Genomic DNA, 22,940 nt, shown 5'->3' on the forward strand with positions numbered 1-22,940 from the left:
GGGAATATTGAACAAGGAACAAGGAATGAAGAAGGAAGGTAGTTGTTTTTTGTGTTGCAGATCTGTGTGGCCTGATGTATCTTTTACGTACCTCAAGCTTTGTATATGAGAACAGCTGTACGAGTGGCACGCATTGCTATGTGGATCATGATTGTGGCCATTGTGCTTAGTTTTTTTATGAAGGGAAAATGGATCACCGTTACGTGGATAACGGCGGCGAGTGTGTGTTTGGTGAGTACGATTGTGGTAGCGTTGCGTAAACCTTCGGGTGGGGCTAAGAGATAAGAGGACAGCTGCACGCTTCAAGCCAAACAGCCGTGAGCGGGAAAGCGGTGAGGCGGGAGGAATGGAAGGAATAATGAACAAGGAATGATGAATAATGAGTGAGGAGGAATGAATAAGGAGGAAATGTTCAATGCTCAATTTTCAATGTTCAAGGGGCAAGGAAGGGAAAGGTGTGAGTGATGAGTGGGGAGGAGAAAGGAGAACGGTTGACAGGTTAACTAGTTGATAAGGAAGGGAAATTCCAATTTTACAATTCCAAATTCCAAGACCCAAACTCGAAAAGGAAAATTGAAAAGCTGCAAGCAAATAATCGCGAAACATGAAGCGTCAGACGCGAGGAGGCTAGCGTACTATAATTCTATTCGTTATTACAGGATTGATCAGTATTGGAGAAAGGTGCTATTCTTAGCTTTAAAATATTATGCTACTTTGCCTGTGATTAATACCAACAGAAGAGCGTAATTATCATTTTAATTTTTTTGCCATGGCTTCTGTTAAATAATACCCACCTATTTTTTGCGAACCCTTGAACTCAACTAGCCCCTTTAGTCTTTGTATATCCCGTTTAAATGTGATTTCGGATATACCCAATGCCTCTAGCAGTGGTCCCTTCCGCAGTCCTGGGTGGAGATACAATTGTAGCAGGATAATAGCTAGCCGACGCTTTACAGTATCATTTACAGTATCATTTACAGTATCATTTATACGTTCCTTGGCGTCTTTAGGAAGGTAAACATCTACCGGCCTGTCATTTACTATTGCTACACCATCTGCAATGTCTACGTGCAGAATAGAAGATGGTATGGGAATGCTAGATGAGAAGATGTCCCCCTCAGTAAACACCGGCGGTTTTCCCTTGCTATACACCATGGTATACTTATATACATTGCGTACGCCCGAGCCCAGTTCTTCAACCCTTCCAATCTCTTTAAAAAATTTGGCTATTACCGGATTTTTGGGGAACGGTGTAAAGCTAGCCGGATCAATCAGGCCATGAATGTGCGGCTTATTCCAGTTTTCGGTAAACAGTCGTTCCCGTTCTATTACCAGTTTTGCCGGAAAGGCATTTGCATATTCACGGTGCACCAGAAGATTGGCTACAATCTCACGAAACAGGCGATCGCGAAGGTTAATACGTTGAGCTCCCTCTTGGTAGAAGGTGTCCGGAAGATGCTTGGCCACAAAAGCCATAAGCCGCTCATAGGCTTCCACCAGGTTTATACGTATGTCATCGCGGTCGTCCTACCGGTCGGTATTGTTTACCCGGTATATAGCGTCTGTCTTATAGTAGGGAACTATGGATTGAATTACTTCATCCTTACCCAATAGTAAGGCGGCTGCCAAGGTAAAGCCTTCAACCCCGGTTTGATAGTCCTTTTGGTAGAGTCCGGCTGAGCGCATCAGTGCGGCATCATCCATAGAAAGCCAAGGATGGTCGGGCCGCTGGCTGCGCGCCAACTGCCGTACTTTTTGAAACAGGTCGGCGCGAAAGTCGGTCAGCTGTAGTGCCGGGTAAATGCGATTTTCTGTATATGTCTGCTGCTTGCGCAGGTGTAGCTGGCGCAACAGGTGTTGCTGGTTAGTGATCTCAAAATCGCCATCGCCATTCCGGTCAAAGATGCGTCCGACGGTCTGATGCACCTGGCTGCTTTCCGGCACCTATAAATAAACGATCTTTCGGTCTTCATAATGGATTACTTCTGGCGACAGGTAAAATGTCGGGAGCAACGTCTGAGGGTTGTTGGCATTGCTAACAATGGCATCTATCAGCGTTTGCACTTTCTCTTCCAGCACCCCTTCTACCCGATCCATCATTAGCCACACCTAGCAATAAGTAGCCTCCCTTGCGGTTTAGGAACGCGCATATCGATTCAAACGTGCTTTTATTAAGCTCGAAAAGACTTTCTTTAAACTCCACTTCTATCCCTTCTCCTTGTTGCAATATGTCTTTAATGCCTTGTGGCGTCATGTACTCAATTGAAGGCTGCTAATTTATTGAAATTAATAGGAGGTGAATATAAGTCGTTATTTACATTGTAAAGGCCGAACGTCAGTCTATGAATTTCCATAGCAAAGGGGAAATTCCAATTTTAAAATTCCAAAGACCATGGGGTAAATCCGAAAAGAAAAATTCCAAATCCTAAATTCCAAATACCAAACTTCAGATCTCAAATTCTAATTAAGAAACCGCCCGAAACAGGCAAGCTGTAAGGGCGGTTCTTTTAAGTAAAAAACAAAATCCAAATTATAAAGGCATTTAAATAAGAGGCTCTTTCATTAGGCGATTTCTCTTTAGCTATCGGCTAATTACCTAGGCATCTACTTTGACGATGCTGAGGGCATTGAACTCGCCCGTTTTCAGCGCATAGTAGGTACCGTTTACTTCCTGGAAGAATTGCAGTCCCATGACCAGGAACAAGGGGAGTTCGCTGGCAGGCGTGACGTTGGCCGTAAGGCTTAGTGCCGCTGCCGTAGTGGCTGTCCAGGGCAGGTAAGGCGACTCCTCAAAGTCGGCGGTATAGGTTTCGGCTTTAAAGTCGATCTCGGCCCCGCCGCAAACAACCCGGTAGTGCGTAGCGCCTTCTGGTGCTTTAATTGTTTCTGTAGGCACCAGCGCTGGAATGTTGACCGTCATTAGCCCGGTAGCCCGATTGATGCTGGTGGTATACAAGGCCGCGAGCGTGGTTTTCAGATCGGCACTATTGTTAAACTCAAAGCCCTGTAAAAAGCCCAGTTCGCCATCTACTACATTGCGCAGGCCGCGGGGATTGACGGTGTCGGCCTTTACGACTTTCATCATTTCCTTCAAAAGGCGGCTGGTGACGCGTTTGCCCTTGGCGTTTTTTAGTAAGATGCTAAAGGCCTGACGTAACACTCTACCCGTGGTGCCGGCGTGGCCGAACTCGGCCATGTTTTCCCGAGTACGTTGAAACCCAGCACTGGAAGCTATGGTGGCGGCTGAAACCCTGGCCGCCTTGCGGGCCCTAAAACCATCTTGTGTTTTTACAAATGTGATGTTGCCGATTGTTCCTTGTAACTCAATAATTGAGGCTTGCTTTGCCATAAAAAATAAAATTTAAATAGTTTAAAAAATTGGTGATTAAATGTCTCCTCACTTCTGCGGTTGATCCTGATCGTTAGCGCGCTGACCGTTTCAGTAACGATGACAGTGCAAACATACCCTGGCCCCAAACCCTCACTTCCCTGTTTGGGCACGTTTGGGAACGTTTGGGCACGAAATGGCACGAAAAGGCACGTTTGGGCACGTTTGGGCACGTTAGACCTTAGCGAGGCTAGGTGTTTTCGTTTAAAAAGCTTCAAGCTATGAGCTTTGAGCTGCGAGGAGAGAGCGCTTCGCGCTGATTAGTTTCACGCAGAGGCGCAGAGAACGCTGGGTGCGCCTTTGGCGCAGAGAGGAACCACGGAGGCGCGGGGACAGGGAGGGGCACAGAGAAAGGGTTTCGCACAGAGGAAAGGAGAAAAGGAGAAGAATATTGAACAAGGAATGATGAAGGATGAGTGATGAGTGATGAGTGATGAGTGATGAGTGAGGAGGAAATGTTCAATGCTCAACTTTCAATACTCAATGTTCAATGTAGAGAGATGGGAAACGTTTTGAATGACGGGTTGGTAATCCCATTCCTCCCAATCCTGCTGATCTGCGGTTATAAAAAAGCCCCAGCCAGGAGGCTGGGGCTAGTGAACTATCATTTGATTCGTTGTTATCGGCTTGGGCTAACAGCGGTGTAACCTATTGCTTATTTTTTCTTCTTATTTACCAGCAAGACATTGGCCACGGTACGTTCGCCGGCGCGGTCCCATTTTTCAGAAGCGGGGAAGTTGTCCAGGTCCATACCGGGTTTGTAGGCTTTGGCCTGCTCCATCTGCGGGTTGTCGGAAGGGTGATTAATAATACCGCCGTCGGCAAAACCGCTGACCCACAGGGTAGTAGAGCCGCCGCCATCGAGGTTCAGCGCATCATCGGCCTGCATCCATTTCAGAAAGCTGGCCAACTCGGGCAGGCTCATGCCGGCCGCTTTTTCGTTGCGGCCGTCAACGGCTACCAACAGCAGCCGGTCGCCTTTCAGGGCTACAGCGGTACGGGGGTGGCGTTTTACATAAAAGGCCGTGGTATCGAGGGCAGGTACCTGGTGATCCTGCAGCAACAGGGGGCCGGTGACCATTACGTCCTCGCCCGCCAGGTGCTGTTCCCAATTGTCGGAACCATCCCATTGTGCAATACGCACTTTTTTCCCATCGATAATGAGTGCTGATTTCTGGTGAAAGGCTCTTTTGTTAGCCTTCGTGAGCCGGGTTTCATTGACCGTTTCGCCGTCTACACGGATGTAATCTTCAGAGCCTCCATTTTTCATATCGAAGAAGGTACCGTTGATGCCGGCCAGTGCCTCGTATTCCGTACCGAATTCACTGGTGAGTTTGCGGCTGTGCGGCACCGCGGCCACATCAAGCCTGTTTTTTCCTTTGAGCCTTACTTCCAGGATATTGATGTTTTGAGAGGCGCCAAACAGTGACGAATCGAACCAGTAATGCTTTAGGTAGACCCCTTTGGCCAGCTTCTTTTCTGTCCATTTGGCCCCTACTACAGTAAGGGAGTCGGACTGGGCGCTGCCCTGCAGCGTGGTCAGGAAAAAAGCCAGGAGCAAAGGCGTGATTTGTAAACGAGCGCGTACGGTAATAAATAACAGTAAGCCAAATACGATATGCCCAATAGCTAACCAGAGACCACCGCAAAGAATCCAAATGATATTTAGGAATAGCGAGATGCAACCTGTGGAGGATGTGCTGCTTACCACTTGGCGCCCGAATGGCCAGATCATAAAGTAGCCCAGCTTAAAACATTGCAGTCCGAATGGAATGCCTATAACGGTAAGGCATAGTGCCAGGCCGCCTACGAAGTAACCGATAGCGGAGAAGAGACCGCCGAAGATTAGCCAGATAAGATTGCCGAGCGTGTTCATGGTGAGTGGTGAGTGGATTAAAAGGATTTAAAGGTAGAGGATTTATGGCTGATGTGAGGATGGCTGATGGCGGATTGAAGAGAGGATGAAATGCTAACTAGTTGGCAAGGGATGTTTCACGCAAAGACGCAAAGGAGGAAAGGCGCAAAGGGCCGGGGATTAGTTGGATGATAATTGTGAATGGTGAGTGGTGAGTGGTGAGTGGTGAGGAGTAACGGCCCAGTCTAGTGGCCGCTGATCTCGTCTTTTTCTGCTTTGAGTTGTTTGGTGCGTTGCTCGGTGAGTTCCTGCATGCAGAGGGAATAGATCATGGGTTGGATAGAGCCGCCTTCATAACCACTGTCGGTAAACTGGCAATGCGTGTCGCGGAAGGTGATCCAGGCACGTTGGGCTTTTACCAATAAGGCCTTTCGCTCCGGTGTTAAAAGGGCTGCCAATTCTTTGTATACTTTATTGAGTTCGGCATCAGCTTTTTTGTATTTCTTATCGGCTTGCTGGTTCAGCTCCATTTGGGTTTGGGAGAAAGCGGGAGCGGAGAAGAGGAAGAGAGCAGCTATGAGCAGTGAGCTACGAGCTGCGAGGGTATGGAGAGCGGGTTTCATGATCAGTTGGATTAATGGCAATAAAGATAAGGTTGACAGGTTAATAAGTTGACAAGGAGGGTTTCACGAAAAGACGCGAAGGAGGGAAAGCTGCGAGCTGCGAGGAGGGAAGCTACACGCTTCACGCTTCACGCTGCACGCGAAACAGCCAGGAGAGAGGAGTCTACGGTCAACAGTCCATAGCAGGAATGGTGAGTGGTGAGGGAGGGAGGCTGCAAGCTATAAGCTGCACGCTGCAAGCCCAACAGCCGAGGGAAAGGGTTGACAGGTTAACAAGTTGAGAAGTTGACAGGTTGATAAGAAATGGAGAAGGGTTTCACGCAAAGACGCAAAGAAAGCTAAGAGAGAAAAGAGGGTAAGAAGAAAAAAGAGAATGGCTATAATAGGAAATAGCTGGGAGAGGGAAGCTGCACGCTACAAGCTGCACGCTGCAAGCTAAACAGCCGGGAGAGAGGAAGGATGAATAATGAGTGAGGAGTAAGGAGTAATGAGTAAGGAGTAATGAGAGAGGGAATGTTCAATGCTCAATTTTCAATACTCAATGTTCAATGGGGAGTGAAGGAATTGGGGATTGGGAAGAAAGAGAAGAATGTTCAATGATCAATTTTCAATGCTCAATTTTCAATGATCAAGGGGAAAGGATTTAGAATAGTTCGCTGATATCGATGGTTTCGAGGTAGGGTTCTAGTAGTTTATCGGATTCGGTATGGTACATGGCATAGATCTCGCTGAGATCGTCCAGGTAACAGAGTTCTACATAGAAGTGATCTACCTGGTATAGGATCAACAGGTCGTCGTTGTCGATGCGTTTGCCAATAATGGTGCCCTCCTCCTGTGTAACGGCTACCTGTGTGTATTTATCGAGTGCTTTAAATTCTCCATACGTCATCATGTGCTGCATAAAATCTGCTTCAAACATAAGCGTCAAAATGGATGAGTGCAAGTGCAGAGCTGAGAAAAAGAGTGAAGGGAGCGCTTCGCGCTATTGGTTTCACGCAGAGCGCGCCGAGGCGCGGAGAGGGAGGAATGTCTGAACCGGGATTTGGGGAGATTCAGGGATTTGGGAGAAGAATGGCTGATGTGAGGATGGAGGATGGCGGATTTAGGTTGACAGGTTGAAAAGTTGACAGGGAGGGAATATTGAACAAGGAACAAGGAATGATGAAGGAAGAAGTAGGAAAAATTCGAAAGGGGAAATTCGAAATGCGAAAGGAAGAAAGAAGGAATGTTCAATGCTCAATTATCAATTATCAATGTTCAAGGTACAAGGAAGGATGAAGGGAAAAGGCGGAATTGGGAATTAGGAATTGGGGATTGGGGATTGGGAGAAGAAAGAAGAATGGCTGATGTGTGGATCGCTGATGTTTAAATTAGGGTTTCACGCAAAGGCGCGAAGATTAAAAGACGCTAAGAAAACTAAGAGAGGAAGAAGAAAAAGAGAATGGCTATAAAACAAAAAAGCACTCCGCAAGTGGAGTGCTTTTTCTGTATAGTTCATTTTTCTTCTTTGCGGTTCTTTCTCCGCGTCCCTGCGCCTCTGCGTGAAACCTGCCGCGCTGTCTACTGACTTTCCTTCTGTGGACTGGTGCCTGTTGACCGTGGACTCCCTCTCACGGCTTTCTCTCCCGCTGTTAAATAACAATTCCTTACCGCTTTCCGGTATGTTTTTTTCGTCTTTTAGTAAAGAAGTACGCAATGAAAAACCTATTACTTATAGTCTTTTTATTGATCAGCACAATGGCTGGTTTTAGCCAGGCAAAACCACCTACCCCTTCCTCTCTCGAAAGCCCGCTTTTCCGCTCTATTGAGGGCACCTATTTTGACCTGGAACATGATAACAGTATGCTGTCGGCTAACAGTTATTTCAACATTTTAGATTGGCTGCAAGGCCGTGTGGCTGGTTTGCAGGTGTATACGATACGCGGTATCCGTGTACCTTATATCCGCAACTACCCGGCTACTATTTATGTAGACGAAATACGCTCCGACGCCTCTATCCTTAACATGCTGCCCGTGGCCGATATGGCGCTGGTAAAAATTATCAAGTCGCCACAGGCTGGTATTGGTACCGGACCCGGTGGTGCGATAGTGGTGTATACGAAGAGAGGGGAAGAGGAAAAAGAGGAATAGCTGCAAGCTACACGCTACACGCTGCAAGCGAAACAGCCGGTCCCTCCCCCGAAGGGGGAGAATACTGTGCGCACGCCCCCAGCCCCTAAAGGGGAGGGCCTACGCACAGGTGTCCCGCAGATGGCGCCGATCGGCGCAGAAGGGGAACCACAGAGACAGGGGGACACGGAGGGGCACAGAGGAAATTGTCTGAACCGGGATTTGGGGAGATTAAGGGATTAAGGAGAAATGGCTGATGTGAGGATGGCTGATGGCTGATGTGCCGATTAGCTAATGAAGAAAGGTTTCACGCAAAGGCGCAAAGATTAAAAGGCGCAAATTTGTTCATTGAGTATTGAAAATTGCGCATTGAACATTTCCTCCCTTCTTCCTTCATCATTCCTTGTTCCTTGTTCATTATTCCCTCCTTGTCAACTTCTCAACTTGTTAACCTGTCAACCCTTACTCACAACTCATAGCTTGCAGCTTTCCTTTCCATCAGCTAATTTCCTGCCTCTCTCTGGCTGTTTGGCTTGCAGCGTATAGCTTGCAGCGTGCAGCCTTCTCACCATCAGCTAATCTTCACATCAGTTAATCAGCTAATTCTCTCCATTTCTCCCTATCTTGTTTCAAATAAATCCAACGCGACAGTTAAACCTTTCTTTAACTGCCGAGTCAATCCAGAATCTAAAACCTAAAATTGTCCCCTATGCACCTGCAATTCCGCAACCTGGCGGTAATGACGATCCTGCTTGCTACTACTGTCATTGCCTGTACAAAAAACAATGCTAGTGAAGATGACAAGTCTTCTGATCTCTTTTCTGAATTAACCGTACAATCGAAAGACCAAGTAGATGTATCGGGTGAAGTAGACGCCGTGACCAATGATGCCAACCTGGCGGTTGAAAATTACAGCGCTATCAGTGGTGGTAAGTTCCTTGGCGTTTTGGGCACCATCTGCGATGCTACGGTAACGGTAGATTCGGCCAGCAATCCACGTAAGGTAACGATTACCTACAACGGCACTAACTGTATTGGCAACCGCAAGCGTACGGGTACCGTGATCCTTACCATGCCGGCTACCAAGCGCTGGAAAGAACCGGGAACCGTTATCACCGTTACGTATCAAAACCTAAAGGTGACCCGCGTAGCCGACAATAAAAGCATTACCCTTAATGGTACACATGTGCTTACCAACGTAAGCGGTGGTTTGCTGCTTGGCCTGCCTGCCCGCACCAGCATTACCCATACGATTACCAGCAACGATATGAGCATTACGTTTGACGATGGTACCCAACGTACCTGGCAGGTGGCCCGTCAGCGTGTGTATACCTACAACAACGGTATTGTTGTTACCATTACCGGTACGCATACAGAAGGCAGCAAAACCGGTATTGCGGAATGGGGCACTACACGTGGTGGCCAACCGTTTACTACCAGCATTACCCAACCGCTGGTTATTCGCCAGGACTGCCTGTTTCGCTTAACCGCAGGACAAGTGCAACATGAGCAGCATGGCACTACCGCTACTACCACGTTTGGTTTAAATGCTGATGGTGTAGCAACAGGTTGCCCAGGTAGCGGCACGTACTACTGCAAGCTGGAATGGAAAGGGTTGAATAATAATGTGCGTAGTGTGGTGGTGGCGTATTGAGAGAAGGGCGAGCAGGAAGCTGCAAGCTGCACGCTGCACGCTACAAGCTACAAGCTAAACAGCCGGGAAGAGAATTAGCCGGTTAGCTGGTGTGAAGATTAGCTGATGAAAGGAAGGCTGCGAGCTATGAGCTGCGAGCTGTGAGAGGAGTCCACGGTCGACAGACGACAGATGACGGGAGGAAAGACAGTGGTGAATGGTCAATGGTGAGTGGTGAGTGGTGAGTGAGGGATTTCGTGAGACGTGAAATAGAATACAAACAACGATTATAGCAAGCAATACACAAAGCACTCCACTAACGGGGTGCTTTTGGTTTAGAGTTATTCCTTCTTTTTTTCATTGTGTCTTGATCATTGAAAATTGAGCATTGAATATTCCTTCTTTCTTCCTTTCGCATTTCGATTTTCCCCTTTCGAATTTTTCCTACTTCGTTCTTCATTAAACCTTGATTCTTGTTCATGATTTTTCACTTGTCAACTTCTCAACTTGTTAACCTGTCAACCCTCCTTCATTCACCATTTACCATTACTGCTGCCGGCTGTTTAGCTTGTAGCTTGTAGCGTGCAGCTTCCTCCTTGCAGCTCTCTTCCCTCTCGGCTTTCCAACCAGCTCATCATTCTTTCCTCATCACTCCTTGCTACCTTTACAGTCTAAATCCTTTCATATGGGTATTGTACAACGCTTCCAACACTGGAGTCATCATACCCGTGAAGATCTTACCTCTAACCGGGAAGACCTGACCTCCACTGTTCTACGTGTTATTCTAGGCTTGATTTTACTGGGAAAGGGAATTGCTTTTTTGAGTAATGCCGATGAGCTCCGTAGTATGATTATGAACAGCCGCTTTAGCGCCGGTACTACCTTTTTGGTGTCCTACGTAACCTTTGCCCACATCTTTGGTGGTGTATTTATTATTGTTGGGTTGTTAACGCGTATTGTACTGCTGCTACAGTTGCCAATTCTAATTGGCGCCCTGGTGTTTATTTTACCAGCTCAAGGTATCTCTACCTTTAATGGCGCCTTTTTCTTAACACTGCTAGTACTGATCTTGTTGCTTTATTCATTGGTTGTTGGTCCGGGTGAAGTATCTATGGACGACTACATGAAGAAGCACCTGCTTTGAGGATTTGAGATTTGAGATTGCGGGCATCTGACGGATAGAGCACCGGAATGACGGACCGTGGAAGAGAGAGAAGGCCCTCCTAAATCCTCCCGAAGGGAGGACTTCGCCACCGCACGACCCCGGCCCCTAAAGGGGAGGGCAGCGCACAGGTGTCCCACAGATGGCGCCGATCGGCGCAGAAGGGGAACCACAGAGATACGGAGGCAGGGAGGGGCACAGAGGGAATTGTCTGAACCGGGATTTGGGGAGATTTAGGGATTAGGGAGAAATGGTTGATGTGAAGATGGCGGATGGCTGATTTAGGCTGACAGGGAGGGAATATTGAACAAGGAACAAGGAATGATGAAAGAAGAAGTAGAGGAAAAATTCGAAAGGGGAAATTCGAAAGGGGAAAGGAAGGAAGGGGAAAGGAAGGAAGAAGGAGGAAGGGATTAGCTGGTTAGCTGATGTGAAGATTAGCTGATGGAGGAAAGGCGGGATGAAGGAATGTTCAATAAGCAATAAGAAAAGAAGAAAAGACCATAAATAGAAAAGCACTCCTTTGATGGAGTGCTTTTCTATTTATGGATCAATTTGTAAAAGTAACGTCTCGTTGAAAAGCCGGGCGCTGTGCCTTGGGTCCCTCCCCCTTCGGGGGAGCTGGAGGGGGCCGCCTGCACTTCATCCATCTTTTCCATTCAATAAAATTGATATATAGAATAGAGCGGGCAGTAGTGGCCTTGGTAATGCCTAACGGTAGAGCAGCTTATATATAGAAAATATTTACACTGTAAGGGGTTAAGCATACTGCCTGACAGTTCATAGCGGTTGGTCTGTAGCAAGCCCCAGGGGTTTTCTATGTTCGTTGGCTATCCAGCCTACCCTGTTGGGAAGGGCGGGATCAAAAACATGCCACCAACTTGTCGAAAGACAACCGCCTTATGAAAAAGTTCGTTGCCTTATGTAGTCTTATTATGACTTCGCTATTTGCCTTTGGCGGTACCAAAACATTGGCTGTCAATAACGGCGAGTGGGGTACTGCTTCCAGCTGGTCGCCTTCGGGAGTGCCCGCCGATGGCGATAACGTCATTATCCCGGCCAGCTATACGGTTGTGATCAAGAAAGATATCTACAAAACCTTTCCCAATCTCTATATCATTGTCAATGGCATACTGGACTTTGATCCGTCTGGTAAGCTGGACCTGGGCATCAACAGTACCATACTGCTTTCTTCCAGCTCTTCAAAGATCCAATCCAATGGCACAGGCTCCGAGGTAATCTCCATTGGTGGCGTGCAAAAATATAATGGCAGTACGGACCCGGCTTCTATTAGCGGGCCGGCTTTTACCTCTAAAGACACCCCCACTTCTCCCGGAGGGTTTGACTATTTCCCTTTACCCATAAAGCTTACGCATTTTGCTGCCAAGGCTCAAGGGGAAACGGTTGTACTAAGCTGGCAAACGGGTCAAGAAGAAAAGGCCGCTTATTTTGAACTGGAGCGCAGTGCCAATGCCCAACAGTGGCAACACCAGGCCACACTACCCGCAAAGGGCTCCAACACTACGTACACCTATACGGATGCAATACCCCTATCAGCAACAGGGTATTATCGTTTAAAGCTGGTAGATGTGGATGGCCGTTTTGCCTACTCGCCCGTAGTGAGTGTTTCCCATACTGCCAGCCGTTCGTTGCTGGTAAGTCCTAATCCGGCCAGCAGCTATTTACAGGTGAGCCTTTCTCAGCCGGGAAGTCAGTTACTGGAATTGCAGGTAATCAATGCGGCCGGCCAGGTGGTAAAGAAACAGGCGGCTGCCAGTACCGGCTATACGCGGTTAACATTGGAGGGCCTGATGAGCGGGACGTATTACCTGATTGTGAAAAGCGGTGCGCAGGTGTTGGAGTCGAGAGGGATTGTGGTGAGATGAGGAGGGAAGCTGCACGCTGCGCGCGCCGGAGGCGCGGAGAGGGAGGAACCACGGAGGCAAGGGGGCAGGGAGGGACACAGAGAATATTGTCTGAACCGGGATTTGGGGAGATTAAGGGATTAAGGAGAAATGGCTGATGTGAGGATGGCGGATTTTGGTTGACAGGTTAACAAGTTGATAAGTTGACAAGGAAGGGAATAATGAACAAGGAAGGGAGGAATGATGAGGGAAGGAAATGTTCAATGCTCAATTTTCAATGTTCAATGTTCAATGGAGAGAGAAGGGAAAAGTGAGTGGTGAGTGGTGAATGGTGAGTGGTGAGGGATGAGTGGGGAGTGAGGAGTACGTTGTAGTATTGAAAGCGAGATCGATTTTCGCGAATATTGCTTTCCTTGAAAAGCACATTCTTCTCCGGTTTTTAATGGTGGCGATTATTGAAAACCTTAGTTCATTGTGAACATTTTAAGCTCCTAATGCAGGTGTAATATTGATGGTCTTTAAATAAGGTTCTAACTCATCTGTATTGGTAAAACACTTGATCCAGGTGATCGTATCGGCTTCGCTGGCAAATGCTACTTCTACATAGGATTGCGGGAGCTGAAACAGTAAGATCTCTTCTGCATCTGTATGACGGTCTGCTAAATAAACACCTTGTTCTAATAGATAACGAAAACGTTTATGCTGACAAAGTAGGGTGTGATGACGAAACAACATTTACTTCCTTTACTATGTGTATTGAAAACGCAATGCCAAAAAGAGCGGCCATGTGTAGCTGTGAATAGTATGAAGATTGTAGACCAATGGTTGAATAGCATACACATAGCCATGGGTAAAGTGGTTCAAATTATCCACAGCTCTACTGTAAACGGCTCTTTTTGAGACAGATTAAAACTGTGTGAATCAGAAACACATATAGGCACTGGGTTTGTGGCAAACATAAAAACTCGCTGTTTATGGTTATTCAAGCTGCAGTACTATATAAAGGTCTATTGGCACAATACCGGGTGCAGAAGGAAGATAGTGGTGGTTTTATAGCTCAGTTATTGTTCTACCGGGGAAGCTCAACCGATGCGCCTCCGGGCGAGGTTCATTTTGTAAAAGATGGACGGCACTGTACCGGCGATACGGCAGAGCAGGAATTAATGGATGACCTTTATGAAACCGTAAAGACAAGGTTTGGCATTTTTTTAAGTCGCGCCAACGGCTATCGTTTATAAAGAATTGAAACCGCAATAATTTATTGATCAGGTGGATGTGCGAAGGTGGAAAAGGTAGTCGAAAGACTGCCTTTTTAGTTGACCGCGTGTAGGCAAAGCGCTTCGCGCTTTACTGTTTCACGCAGAGGCGCAGGGAGCGCTGGATGCGCCTTTGGCGTGGAGAGGGAGGAACCACGGAGGCGCGGGGACAGGGAGAGGCACAGAGGGAGTTGTCTGAACCGGGATTTGGGGAGATTTTGGGATTAGGGAGAAATGGCGGATGTGAAGATGACGGATGGCTGATTTAGGTTGAAAAGTTAACAAGTTAAAAAGTTGATAAGTTGACAGGGAAAGGAATACGGAACAAGGAAGGAAGAAGGGTTTCACGCAAAGACGCGAAGAAGAGAAGACGCGAAGAGGTGACTAGCTATATACAAAGAAGCACTCCGGGTAAAGAGTGCTTCTTTGTATAAGAATGTTTTATTCATTGCGATGCTTCGCGTCTTTGCGTGAAATATACTGCTTGCAGCGTGTAGCTTACAGCTTGCGGCTTCCTTCTCATAGCTCGTAGCTCACTGCTCGCAGCTTCTATCACTGCACGGCTTCCCACCAACCTACGGGAGCGTTTAGCTTTCCTTGTTTTACTACTTCGCCAATCATAGGGAGCAGCAAGGGCATGTGGCGGCGGTCGGCTTCCTGCTGTACGCGTATAGCCGGCTCGCGCCAGGAATGGTTGGCCAGTGCAAACTTGGACCAATGGACCGGCAATAAACGCTTGGCCTTTAGGTCTATAGCGGCCTGCACGGTTTCTTCCGGCATCATGTGTATGTATTTCCACGCGGGGTCGTACTGGCCATTCTCCAGGATCACTAAGTCAAACGGCCCGAACTTGTCGCCAATGGTTTTGAAGTGGGTGTCGTATCCTGAGTCGCCACCTAAGTAGATGCGCCTGGTAGGCGTGATCAAAACGAAGGATAGCCAGAGTGTTTCATTGCGCTTGAAGCGGCGCCCTGAAAAATGACGTGCCGGCGCCGTATGCACTACAAAACCGGGATCGAGTGTTTCCTCTTCGTACCAGTCTTTTTCAACCAGCTGCGCCGGACTATACCCCCAATGTTCCAGGTGCGCACCCACCCCTAGTCCCGTAATGACTTTTTTTACCTTGGGCTGTAGCTTTACAATGGTCTCGTAGTCCAGGTGGTCGTAATGATCGTGCGATAAAAAAAGGTAATCGATGGGCGGCAAGTCGTCTACGGTATAGACATCTGTCCCTTTAAAACTGGGTGTGGTAAACTTTAAAGGTGAAGCGTGACCACTCAGTACAGGGTCTACCAATATTCGTTTACCGTCTAGCTGCAGGTAGTAAGAGGAATGCCCAAACCATACCAATACGTTTTCTGCCGGATCTATCTGCTTCAGCTCCTGCTTTTGAGTGGGCACATTCTCTTCCGGCTTGCTTTGTTCCTTGCGTTCAAACAAAAACTTCTTGATCACACCGGTGTAGGAATACCCCTCGGTAAGGGCAGGTGTAGGACTCTGGTTTTGAAACTGCCCGTTCTTATAGTGCGGCGACTGCTGCATGCGTGCTAACCGGGCGCCGGTAGCGGCCTTTCCAAATATGGGCTGCTGCATGTATAAATACACGACAGCAATAAACCCTATTACAATTAGAAGAAAGATTATCATCGGTTGATAAAGCTACAAGGTTTGAGCCAGCTGCGAGCAGAGCGCGCCAGGGCGCGAAGAGGGAGGAACCACGAAGACACGGGGACAGGGAGGGACACAGAGGGAATTGTCTGAACCGGGATTTGGGGAGATTCAGGGATTAGGGAGAAATGGCTGATGTGAAGATGGCGGATGGCTGATTTAGGTTGACAGGTTAACAAGTTGATAAGTTGACGGGGAAAGGAGAAGAATATTGAACAAGGAAGGAAGAAATTCGAAATGGGAAATGCGAAATTCGAAAGGGAGAAGGGTTTCACGCAAAGGCGCAAAGAGGAAAAGGCGCAAAGAAAGCTAAGAGAGAAAAGAGCGTAAGAAGAAAAAGAGAATGGTTATAAAGAAAAGGCACTCCACTAAGGGAGTGCCTTTCTTATGTAATTCTGTTTGATCTTCTGGATTTGAGTGCTGGCTCTCCTCCCCTTTGGGGAGGCCGGGAGGGGCCGCTTGCAGCGTGCAGCTTACAGCTTGCAGCTTTTCTTACATATACAAGCCACCGTCTACGCTAAGTACCTGGCCGGTTACATAGGCGCTTAGGTCTGAGGCTAGGAACAGGGTTACATTGGCGATATCTTCGGAAGAGCCAAAGCGACCTAGAGGAATACCTGCTTTGTATTTATCGGCCTGCTCGCCGTCTTTTAAATAACCTGTCATATCGGTTTCCACAAAACCAGGCGCAATAGCATTGCAACGGATGTTGCGGCTGCCTAATTCTTTGGCTACTGATTTGGTAAAGCCCAGGATACCTGCTTTAGAAGCGGCATAGCTACCCTGACCCGCATTACCCATTAAACCAATGACAGAGCTCATATTGATGATGCTTCCGCTTTTGGCTTTCATCATGGGGCGAATCACCTGCTTGGTCATATTGAAGACGCTTTTCAGGTTGATGTCCATTACATCATCCCACTGCTCGGGCGTCATACGCAACAACAAGTTGTCTTTAGAGATACCGGCGTTGTTTACCAGCACGTCTACTGTACCGAACTCTTTTACCACGTCGTTTACAAAGGTCTCACACTCCGCAAACTCACCGGCATTGCTACGGTAGGCCTTGGCTTTTACGCCTAGGGCGGTAAGTTTTTCTTCTAACACCTTCGCTTTTTCTGCACTGCTTTCACTAACATAGGTAAAAGCGATATGTGCTCCGTGCTCCGCTAATTTGAGAGCTACACCCTCACCAATGCCACGCGCTGCACCGGTAACAATAACAACTTTGTTTTCTAAAAGCTTCATTGATCTGGTTTTAATGGCAGCAAATGTAGTGATTTGAGTGGAGAGAGGCTGTACGCTGTATGCAGAGCGCGCCAGGGCGCGAAGAGGGAAGAACCACAGAGACAGGGGGACAGGGAGGGACACAGAGGGAAAGACAGTGGTGAATGGTCAATGGTGAGTGAGGGAAGCTGCAAGCTATACGCTGCACGCTGCACGCTAAACAGCCGAGGAAAAGGAATATTGAACAAGGAACAAGGAAGGATGAAGGAAGAAGGGAAGATGCAAGGCACAAGGTTCAAGAAACAAGGGACAAGGGAGGGACACACAGAGAATTGGGCCGCAAAGACGCGAAGACGCGAAGAGCCGCTAAGAATATTGAACAAGGAAGGAGGAAGGAAGAAGTAGGAAAAATTCGAAAGGGGAAATGCGAAAGGCAGAAGGAAGAAGGTTTCACGCAGAGGCGCGGGGAGCGCAGAGAAAGGAGAACAGTTTCACGCAAAGGCGCAAAGATGAAAAGGCGCCAAGAAGCTAAGAAAGGAGGAGGAGAAGAAAAAGAGGTTCGATATAAAACAAAAGCACTCCTTCAGGTGGAGTGCTTTTGTTTTATAGTCCAATTTATTCTTTGCGATTCTTACTCCGCGTCTCTGCGTCTCTGCGTGAAACCCGCTGCTTGCAGCGCTTAAATCTTTCCCTTTACATTGAGCGCATCGCGGAGGCCGTTGCCTAAGAGGTTGAAGGCTAGTACTAAGATCATGATGGCGAAGCCGGGCGCCAGGGCCAGCATGGGGTTTTGTGTGATTATGAAGTTGTAGTTTTCTTTGATCATCAGTCCCCAGCTAGGTTGCGGGGGCTGTACCCCTACCCCTAAAAAGCTCAGACCGGCTTCAATAACAATAGCCGATGCAAAGTTGGAAGCGGCAATAACCAGGATGGGTCCCAGGATATTGGGCAGAATATGGCGGCCAATAATGCGGGCATGCGAGAAGCCTAGTGCTTTGGCAGCTTCTACATATTGCAGCTCGCGCGTGCTTAGTACCTGGCCGCGCACCAGGCGGGCCACATTTACCCACATGGTCAGGCCAACAGCAATGAATACCTGCCAGAAACCCTTACCTAATAAAAGGGTAATAGCAAATACTAAAAGCAACGTGGGAATGCTCCAGATCACATTGATCAACCACATGATAATATCATCGGTGCGCCCACGAAAGTAGCCGGCTGCCGCGCCTAAAATGATGCCCACCGTTAAAGAGATAAACACCGTGATCAGGCCCACACTTAAACTAATGCGTGTACCAATGATCAGGCGACTGAGAATATCGCGGCCATAACTATCTGTACCCAGCCAAAACTGGCGGGTAATGATAGGTGCATCTGCTAACGCTTTTTTGTGATAGCTAATGCGCTCGGTGAGTCCTTCATCAATGAAGCGTTGCGCTACTACACTATCGCCGGTAACACTGGCTTGGGTAACCGGAATATAGTCGTACTGGTCTTGCTTACCCGAAACTGCCTGTTGCAATACCGAGGTATTACTGGCATCCACTTTTTTAACCAGCAGGAAGGTTTGCGTAAAGCCTGGCTTTTCACCGCCAATCTCCAGGATGATACGATTGGCAAAAGGTGAAGGATCGGGGGCGATGAAATACCCAAACAAGGCAATGAAAATGGCCAACACAATCAAGACAAGGCCTACCATTGCTGCTTTATTCTTTTTTAAGCGTCGCCAGGCTGCCTGCCAGAAAGAAAGTGAGGTCTCATTCATGCAGGGAAGATAGGAAGAAGCGGTGAATGGTGAGAGGGAAGCAGCAAGCTGCGCGCGCCGGGGGCGCGGAGAGGGAGGAACCACGGAGGCACAGGGGGCAGGGAGGGACACAGAGAATATTGTCTGAACCGGGATTTGGGGAGATTAAGGGATTAAGGAGAAATGGCTGATGTGAGGATGGCTGATTTGGGTTGACAGGTTAACAAGTTGAAAAGTTGACAAGGAAGGAAGAGGGAAGAAGTAGGAAAAATTCGAAAGGGGAAATTCGAAATGCGAAAGGATGAAAGAAGGAATGTTCAATGCTCAACGATCAATGATCAAGGCACAAGGAAGAATGAGTGATGAGTGATGAGAGGAGGAATGGAAATATTGAACAAGGAACAAGGAAGGATGAAGGAAGAAGGAGAAACTGGGAGAGGGAAGCTGCAAGCTATACGCTGCACGCTGCACGCTAAACAGCCGGAAAGGGTTGACAGGTTAACAAGTTGAGAAGTTGACAGGTTGATAAGAAATGAAGAAGGGTTTCACGCAAAGACGCAAAGAGGAAAAGACGCAAAGAAGTGACTGGCTATAATGAAAAAGCGCCCACTAAAGGAGTGCTTTTTCTTATAGGTATGTTTACTCTTCTGGCTTTGTGCTTGGGTCTCCTCCCCTTCGGGGAGGCCGGGAGGGGCCGCTTGCAGCATGTAGCTTACAGCGTGCAGCTTCTCTCTCCATCTGCGGTCTAAAAAGATATACTACAAACCGTTAGAACCCGTATCTTAATTGTTATAACACTTTTCACTAAATACACTATATGAGAAAACTGCTTGCCGCTGCCCTGGGTAGTGGATTGGCTGTTGCCGCATGGGGACAGGCCATTCCCGTTCCACCCTCACCGGAGACACTGCCCAAAGATTCTTTTGTCTTTACCAAGTTTAAAGACCTGCCTCTTAAGCCTAACCGAACCATTAACCTAAAAACGTCGGAAGGAACCTGGACCTCCGTGGATATCAGTCCTGATGGTAAGACCTTGCTGTTTGACCTGATGGGCGATATTTATACCGTGCCCATTACAGGTGGGCAAGCTACGGCCGTTACTACGGGTATTGCCTTTGATGTACGTCCCCGGTTTAGTCCCGATGGCAAGCGCATCTTATTCATTTCCGACAGAAGTGGTTCAGACAACCTTTGGTACATTGACCGTGAGAAAAAAGACACGGTGCAATTGACCAAGGAATCGAACCAGGATTTCCCTGGCGCCGCCTGGACGCCCGATGGTGAATACATTGTTTACTCAAAAGGACGCCGCATTCCGCAGCTGTTTATGATCCATAAAAACGGTGGTGGCGGTATCCAGTTGATCGACGGACCAGTAGGCATGAAGACCATTGACCCCGCTGTAGGTGCCGATGGTCGTTTTGTCTACTTCTCCCGCCGCTTTGGCTCCTGGAACTACAATGCCCAATTACCGCAATACGAGATTGGCGTGTACGACCGCGAGAATGCCAAGACCACCACTATCACCTCCCGCTACGGATCGGCCTTTACTCCGGTTCTATCTGCCGATGGCAAGTGGATGGTGTATGGTAGCCGTTATGAAGACAAGACCGGTTTAGTGCTACGCAACCTGCAGAGCGGTGAAGAAAAATGGCTGGCCTACCCTGTACAGCGCGACGACCAGGAATCGATTGCTACGATGGGCGTTTTGCCTGCTATGGCCTTTACACCGGACAGCAAAGAAGTGATGGCTTCTTATGGTGGTAAGATCTATCGTATACCTGTAGACGGCGGTAAACCTACCGAAGTAGCGTACGAAGTAAATGCTGCCTTGGAGATAGGCCCTAGCGTGGTATTCAAATACCCTATTAAAGATACTACCCGTGCTCTGGTGACCCAGATCCGCGATGCGGTGCCTTCACCCGATGGTAAGCGCCTGGCCTTTACCGCACTGGATCGTTTGTACGTGATGGACTATCCAAAAGGTACTCCCGTACGCGTAACAACCAATGAGTTTACTGAGGCCAACCCGGCCTGGTCGCCCGATGGCCAATACATTGTGTTCAGCACCTGGAAAGACGATGGCGGTCATTTGTACCGTGTGAACACCAAGGGTAAACCGGTGGTACAAAAGCTGACCTCAGAACCAGGTTTATATCAAACACCGGTATATACCAACAGTGGTGATAAAATCGTTTTCGTACGCAACAACAACGAGCGCTTCCGCGAATCGGTAAGTCCGTTTGTAGATGGTGCTGAAGATGAAATAGGCTGGATACCGGCCAATGGTGGCAAGGTGACTATTATTGACCGCGCCCGCGACCGTTACAACCCGCATTTTGTAAAAGGTGAAGACAGCCGCATTTACCTGAATACGTATGGCAACCTGGTTTCCATTAAGTGGGATGGCAGCGATGAAAAAACCATTGCCAAGGTGACGGGTATTACTACCTATGGTACGATCAAGTACGTGAACGGTCGCCCGGCACCCGACGGGGCTTGCATACTGGTAGATGATCAACATGATGATGCCAAAGAGGTAAATCCACCTTCACCCGCAGCCAACATCCGCATGTCGCCTACTGGCAACCGCGCCCTGGCCCAGGTGAACAACGAGATCTACGTAGTAACCATCCCTAAGGCTGGTAAAACCGCCAATATCTCCTTAGCCGATGCCGGTAGCGCCCAGTTCCCGGCACGCAAGCTGACTGAACTAGGCGGTGAATTTCCCACCTGGGACAATGATGGTAAACGCATTCACTGGAGCTTAGGTCGCTCGCATTGGGTATATGATGTAGACAAGGCCCAGGCGTTTGATGACAGTCTTCGCATTGCCAAGCGTGATAAAGAGCGCCGCACGGCCGATTCACTGGCGCGTGTAAAAGCAGATACTACCGCTAAGAATGGATTAGCTGATATAAAGAAAGACGGTTTACCAAAAGACAGCACGGCTGCCAAGGACAGCACGCTGGCGAAAAAGACCGAGAAAAAAGAAGACCCTGCCTATAAAGGGGAAGAGTCTGAGATCACCTTGTACTACGACCGTGATATGCCTAAGGGTTCCATCCTGTTGAGCGGCGGACGCGTTATTACCATGAAGGGCGATGAGGTATTGGAAGATGCCGATGTACTGATCGTAGACAACCGCATTAAAGCCATTGGTAAAAAAGGAACGCTTACGGTACCCGCCGGCGCCAAGGTGATGGATATGAAGGGCAAGACCATTACGCCGGGCTTTGTAGATGTACACGCCCATATGTGGCCGCAGTGGGGTATCCATAAAAACGATGTATGGATCTATGCCGCTAACCTGGCGTATGGTGTAACTACCACCCGTGACCCACAAACCGCTACTACTGATGTACTGACCTATTCTGATATGGTGGATGCCGGTAAGATCACAGGACCACGTATTTTCTCTACCGGTCCTGGTGTGGGCTTCTGGGCCTATAATGTAAAAGACTCTGCACAGGCCGAAAGCATTCTGCGCCAGTACAGCAAGTACTACAACACCAAGTACATTAAAATGTACCTGACCGGTAACCGCAAACAGCGTCAGTGGATCATTAACGCAGCGGCTCACCAGGGCCTGATGCCAACAACCGAAGGTGGCTTGGATTTCAAACTGAACATGACCAACCTGATAGATGGTTATCCGGGTCATGAGCATGCTATTCCTATCTACCCGCTTTATAACGATGTGGTAAAAACCATTGCTGCTACCAAGATGGCGGTAACACCAACCCTGTTGGTATCGTATGGTGGTCCTTGGGCAGAGAACTACTATTATGAAACGGAGAACCCGTATCATGATAAGAAGCTGCAATACTTTACACCGTATAGCGAGCTGGCCCAAAAAACCCGTCGCCGCGCTACCTGGTTCATGCCGGAGGAGCACGTGTTTCAAAAGCACGCCAAGAACATGAAGAAGCTGGTAGAGGCCGATGCTTTAGCCGGCATTGGTAGCCATGGTCAATTGCAAGGTTTGGGTTACCATTGGGAAGTATGGTCTATGCAAAGTGGTGGTATGCGAAACCACGATGCGCTGAAAGTAGCTACCATCCTAGGTGCAAGAGCACTGGGACTTGATGGCGACCTGGGTAGTGTTGAAGCCGGCAAACTGGCCGATCTGATCATCATGGATAAGAACCCATTGGAGAACATTCGTAATACCAATACAATACAGTTTGTAATGAAGAATGGTCGCCTGTACGATGGCAATACGGCTGATGAGGTATATCCGGCTTCACGTAAACTGGATAGAAGAGAGTGGAAAGAAGACAAGCCTACGGTGAATACGGGAGTGGAGGATTAGGGGGTGAGTGGTGAATGGTGAGAAGAGAGCTACACGCTGCACGCTGCAAGCGAAACAGCCGTGGGAAAGGAATATTGAACATGGAACAAGGAATG

The 22,940-nt window shown here is 48.2% G+C and carries 20 protein-coding genes; 7 read left to right on the top strand and 13 right to left on the bottom strand.

Annotated features, from left to right (window positions below):
• Nucleotides 1–105: 105 nt before the first annotated feature.
• The gene (locus SY85_RS14725; RefSeq protein ID WP_066405668.1) at nucleotides 106–285 is read left to right on the top strand and encodes a hypothetical protein; all 180 of its coding nucleotides are present in this window, start codon (nucleotides 106–108) and stop codon (nucleotides 283–285) included.
• A gap of 465 nt (nucleotides 286–750) precedes the next feature.
• Here SY85_RS14725 and SY85_RS25165 read toward each other — a convergent pair whose 3' ends face one another.
• The 8 genes from SY85_RS25165 to SY85_RS14755 all read right to left on the bottom strand — a co-directional run bounded on the left by SY85_RS25165 (nucleotide 751) and on the right by SY85_RS14755 (nucleotide 6,785).
• Entirely contained in the window at nucleotides 751–1,476 is a 726-nt protein-coding gene (locus SY85_RS25165) for a putative DNA binding domain-containing protein (protein WP_148661208.1), read from the bottom strand.
• Between the two features lie 51 nt (nucleotides 1,477–1,527).
• Nucleotides 1,528–1,926, bottom strand: coding sequence for a hypothetical protein (locus SY85_RS25170; RefSeq protein ID WP_148661209.1), 399 nt, complete (start codon nucleotides 1,924–1,926; stop codon nucleotides 1,528–1,530).
• An 18-nt stretch (nucleotides 1,927–1,944) separates the two neighbouring features.
• Nucleotides 1,945–2,100, bottom strand: coding sequence for a hypothetical protein (locus SY85_RS25765; RefSeq protein ID WP_162493376.1), 156 nt, complete (start codon nucleotides 2,098–2,100; stop codon nucleotides 1,945–1,947).
• Nucleotides 2,036–2,254, bottom strand: coding sequence for an AlbA family DNA-binding domain-containing protein (locus SY85_RS26220; RefSeq protein WP_082886473.1), 219 nt, complete (start codon nucleotides 2,252–2,254; stop codon nucleotides 2,036–2,038). Before SY85_RS26220 ends, SY85_RS25765 begins: the two co-directional genes overlap by 65 nt.
• 342 nt (nucleotides 2,255–2,596) lie before the next feature.
• Entirely contained in the window at nucleotides 2,597–3,349 is a 753-nt protein-coding gene (locus tag SY85_RS14740) for a hypothetical protein (protein ID WP_066405671.1), read from the bottom strand.
• Between the two features lie 694 nt (nucleotides 3,350–4,043).
• Nucleotides 4,044–5,264 carry a phosphodiester glycosidase family protein gene (locus SY85_RS14745; RefSeq protein WP_082886474.1) on the bottom strand — a complete coding sequence of 407 codons (1,221 nt, stop codon included), beginning with the start codon at nucleotides 5,262–5,264 and terminating at the stop codon, nucleotides 4,044–4,046.
• A 224-nt stretch (nucleotides 5,265–5,488) separates the two neighbouring features.
• Entirely contained in the window at nucleotides 5,489–5,866 is a 378-nt protein-coding gene (locus tag SY85_RS14750) for a lysozyme inhibitor LprI family protein (RefSeq protein ID WP_066405672.1), read from the bottom strand.
• Between the two features lie 643 nt (nucleotides 5,867–6,509).
• Nucleotides 6,510–6,785, bottom strand: a complete 276-nt coding sequence (locus tag SY85_RS14755) for a hypothetical protein (protein WP_066405673.1) — start codon at nucleotides 6,783–6,785, stop codon at nucleotides 6,510–6,512.
• A 776-nt stretch (nucleotides 6,786–7,561) separates the two neighbouring features.
• On the opposite strand from SY85_RS14755, the gene SY85_RS14770 reads away from it, so the two are divergent.
• Nucleotides 7,562–7,996, top strand: coding sequence for a hypothetical protein (locus SY85_RS14770; protein ID WP_066405676.1), 435 nt, complete (start codon nucleotides 7,562–7,564; stop codon nucleotides 7,994–7,996).
• A gap of 805 nt (nucleotides 7,997–8,801) precedes the next feature.
• Here the strand turns inward: SY85_RS14770 and SY85_RS26225 are convergent.
• Nucleotides 8,802–9,104, bottom strand: coding sequence for a hypothetical protein (locus SY85_RS26225; protein WP_418251510.1), 303 nt, complete (start codon nucleotides 9,102–9,104; stop codon nucleotides 8,802–8,804).
• A 195-nt stretch (nucleotides 9,105–9,299) separates the two neighbouring features.
• Between SY85_RS26225 and SY85_RS26230 the strand changes: the two genes are divergently transcribed.
• From SY85_RS26230 to SY85_RS14785, 3 genes are all read left to right on the top strand, one after another.
• On the top strand, nucleotides 9,300–9,629 hold the full coding sequence (locus SY85_RS26230) for a hypothetical protein (protein ID WP_418251511.1): 330 nt from the start codon (nucleotides 9,300–9,302) through the stop codon (nucleotides 9,627–9,629).
• A gap of 664 nt (nucleotides 9,630–10,293) precedes the next feature.
• A complete protein-coding gene (locus SY85_RS14780) occupies nucleotides 10,294–10,752 on the top strand; it encodes a DoxX family protein (RefSeq protein ID WP_066405678.1) in 459 nt (152 codons plus the stop codon).
• Nucleotides 10,753–11,672: 920 nt separating this feature from the next.
• On the top strand, nucleotides 11,673–12,656 hold the full coding sequence (locus tag SY85_RS14785) for a T9SS type A sorting domain-containing protein (RefSeq protein WP_082886475.1): 984 nt from the start codon (nucleotides 11,673–11,675) through the stop codon (nucleotides 12,654–12,656).
• Between the two features lie 462 nt (nucleotides 12,657–13,118).
• Here the strand turns inward: SY85_RS14785 and SY85_RS14790 are convergent, their stop codons facing one another.
• Nucleotides 13,119–13,370: a hypothetical protein gene (locus SY85_RS14790; RefSeq protein ID WP_066405680.1), complete on the bottom strand. Its 252-nt coding sequence runs from the start codon at nucleotides 13,368–13,370 to the stop codon at nucleotides 13,119–13,121.
• Nucleotides 13,371–13,609: 239 nt separating this feature from the next.
• Here SY85_RS14790 and SY85_RS14795 point away from each other — a divergent pair, with 239 nt between their 5' ends.
• Complete coding sequence (locus SY85_RS14795; protein WP_066405681.1) at nucleotides 13,610–13,873, top strand: hypothetical protein; 264 nt, start codon at nucleotides 13,610–13,612, stop codon at nucleotides 13,871–13,873.
• Between the two features lie 570 nt (nucleotides 13,874–14,443).
• On the opposite strand, the gene SY85_RS14800 is transcribed toward SY85_RS14795, so the two are convergent.
• The 3 genes from SY85_RS14800 to SY85_RS14815 all read right to left on the bottom strand — a co-directional run bounded on the left by SY85_RS14800 (nucleotide 14,444) and on the right by SY85_RS14815 (nucleotide 18,551).
• The gene (locus SY85_RS14800; protein WP_066405682.1) at nucleotides 14,444–15,538 is read right to left on the bottom strand and encodes an MBL fold metallo-hydrolase; all 1,095 of its coding nucleotides are present in this window, start codon (nucleotides 15,536–15,538) and stop codon (nucleotides 14,444–14,446) included.
• Nucleotides 15,539–16,051: 513 nt separating this feature from the next.
• Complete coding sequence (gene fabG / locus SY85_RS14805; protein ID WP_066405683.1) at nucleotides 16,052–16,807, bottom strand: 3-oxoacyl-[acyl-carrier-protein] reductase; 756 nt, start codon at nucleotides 16,805–16,807, stop codon at nucleotides 16,052–16,054.
• Between the two features lie 658 nt (nucleotides 16,808–17,465).
• Nucleotides 17,466–18,551 (bottom strand): ABC transporter permease, encoded by a 1,086-nt coding sequence (locus SY85_RS14815; protein WP_066405685.1) that lies wholly within the window; start codon nucleotides 18,549–18,551, stop codon nucleotides 17,466–17,468.
• A 796-nt stretch (nucleotides 18,552–19,347) separates the two neighbouring features.
• Between SY85_RS14815 and SY85_RS14820 the strand changes: the two genes are divergently transcribed.
• Nucleotides 19,348–22,845, top strand: a complete 3,498-nt coding sequence (locus SY85_RS14820) for an amidohydrolase family protein (protein WP_066405686.1) — start codon at nucleotides 19,348–19,350, stop codon at nucleotides 22,843–22,845.
• Nucleotides 22,846–22,940: the final 95 nt, after the last annotated feature.

This window comes from Flavisolibacter tropicus (assembly GCF_001644645.1).
Taxonomy (GTDB): domain Bacteria; phylum Bacteroidota; class Bacteroidia; order Chitinophagales; family Chitinophagaceae; genus Flavisolibacter; species Flavisolibacter tropicus.